This window comes from Desulfobacter curvatus DSM 3379 (assembly GCF_000373985.1).
GTDB classification, from domain to species: Bacteria; Desulfobacterota; Desulfobacteria; order Desulfobacterales; family Desulfobacteraceae; genus Desulfobacter; species Desulfobacter curvatus.
Genome location: NZ_KB893007.1, coordinates 1 through 1,958, shown reverse-complemented (window position 1 = coordinate 1,958; position 1,958 = coordinate 1). Strand labels below are relative to the sequence as shown.

Sequence of the window (1,958 nt, the reverse complement as noted above, 5' to 3'; positions counted from 1 at the left end):
ACTTTAAAGCAGGGCGTTGGGATTGTTTGAAACTCATGGCAACCACGCACAATCCAATGCCGGCGGCATGACCGGGAAAATGGGAATGCGCCCATACTCCTCCCGGGCAACAGATCCTTACCATTTTTCAAACAGAGGCCCTGGTACCTAAATCCTCTGAAATCCTTATGCCCACAATGGAATTGATCAAAGAACACCGGCATATGATTGGGCAGCCGTTTCCCGATTTTAAGGCGGGGCAGTAAGCTTTACCGGGAAGAGAATCAAATTTTATCATACGGTTACCATTGGAGGAAAAAAACGGATGATCTGTTGAAACAGCAACTTTGAATCCAAAACAATTTCTTTTTTTTTAGCAGAATAATTTTTATAATAGTACCACCGACACCCACTTGGATATTTACCCGGCGCGCAATCCCAAAGAAAGTGCATACGACAGCAATAGCCCTTGTCTTTTTTTAGGCTCTCAAAACAAAAGTTTTGATGTTTTTGTTAATAATATTGAAAGGATGATATTTATGGCAAAACATCCCCCATACCAGGAACTTCAGAAAAAGATAACCATGCTTCAGGAAGAATTGGCAAAAAATGAGGCGGATAAAACAATTTTGAGGATTAACCAAAAACGCCTCCAATCGCTTTGGAAGCTCGCAAGCATGACGGACAGTGACTTTAAAACAGTCTGCGGCACACTTTTGGAAGAGATTGTTGTCATGTCGGAAAGCCAGTACGGTTTTTATGGGTTTGTTAGTGATGATGAAAAATATATGCAGATTTTTTCTTGGTCTTCAGCTGTTTTCCATGATTGCGCCATCCACACTAAGCCCATTAAATTTCCCATTGAAAAATCCGGAATCTGGGGAAACGCGATCAGGCAAAGACAACCTGTCCTTTATAATGATTATGACCAAGAACTTGCAAACAAACGTGGGGTGCCGGTTGGGCATGTAAAAATCACCCGGCTTTTGTCGGTTCCTGTTTTTTCTAATCATGGCAAAATAGTTGCTTTAGGGTGTGTGGCCAATAAAGATGACAAATATGACGCCAATGATATAAAACAGCTTACAGCCTATCTGACCAATGCCTATCTGATCCTTGAAATGCGTAAGACAGAGGAAGATCGTAAAGTTTTGTTAAAAAGCGCATTGTCAGAATTGAAAATTTTAAGAGGAATTTTGCCATTATGTTCATTTTGTAAAAAAATTCGAAATGATGAAGGATATTGGGAGCGTGTTGATGTTTACATAAGCAAATACTCCCAAGCGGATATCAGTCACAGCATCTGTCCTGACTGCATGGAAAAACACTATACAAAAAAATATCCGGATCTTTTCAAATAAATAAGAACCTGACAAGTAGAGGAAATAAAAGCGGATCGTCGCTCCATTTATGCGTTATTTTACAGCGGCCTGTGTCAGATTTTTGATGTCACGCAAAGGAGGGGCGCCGAATAGGCGGCTATATTCCCGGCTGAACTGAGAAGGACTTTCATACCCGACCTGAAACGCTGCTGCTGCTGCATCCAGGCGTTCTGTCAGCATGAGCCGTCTGGATTCATGCAGCCGCATCCATTTCTGGTATTGCAGAGGGCTCATGGCAGTCAGTGTCCGGAAATGATGGTGAAAGGTGGAGGTACTCATTCCTGAGATTTCTGCCAGGTTTTCGACACGAAGCGGCTTCGTATAATTCTCTTTGAGCCACAGAACAGCCTTGCTAACCTGATTGCTCTGGCTGCCGGCCGCAGCCATTTGGCGCAACCGACTCCCTTGGTCTCCTATTATAGTTCAGGTCATATGACTTGATACTTTAGCCCAAATCGTGTAGTATAGTCGCACCCGAAGTTTACCCAAGAGACAGAGTAAATATTCCAGTTACCTCGATTCTCAATTTTGTTCATCAAGAGCAGCATCGTCCCGCCAAAAGGCATCTTCAATATCACGAGTTTTCCTTATTAACCC

Annotated in this window: 2 protein-coding genes; one reads left to right on the top strand and one right to left on the bottom strand. The window is 42.7% G+C overall.

Features of this window, described 5'->3' with window-relative positions; genetic code table 11:
• The first annotated feature begins 518 nt into the window (after positions 1-518).
• Positions 519-1,340, top strand: a complete 822-nt coding sequence (locus tag B147_RS0108395; RefSeq protein ID WP_020586764.1) for a GAF domain-containing protein — start codon at positions 519-521, stop codon at positions 1,338-1,340.
• 54 nt (positions 1,341-1,394) lie between these two features.
• Here B147_RS0108395 and B147_RS27900 read toward each other — a convergent pair whose 3' ends face one another.
• Positions 1,395-1,748 carry a helix-turn-helix domain-containing protein gene (locus tag B147_RS27900; protein ID WP_020586763.1) on the bottom strand — a complete coding sequence of 118 codons (354 nt, stop codon included), beginning with the start codon at positions 1,746-1,748 and terminating at the stop codon, positions 1,395-1,397.
• Positions 1,749-1,958: the final 210 nt, after the last annotated feature.

Excerpts from the sequence above, each read along its gene's own strand:
- B147_RS0108395 (WP_020586764.1), top strand. The coding sequence starts at position 519 with ATGGCAAAACATCCCCCATACCAGGAACTTCAGAAAAAGATAACCATG.
- B147_RS27900 (WP_020586763.1), bottom strand. The coding sequence starts at position 1,748 with ATGGCTGCGGCCGGCAGCCAGAGCAATCAGGTTAGCAAGGCTGTTCTG.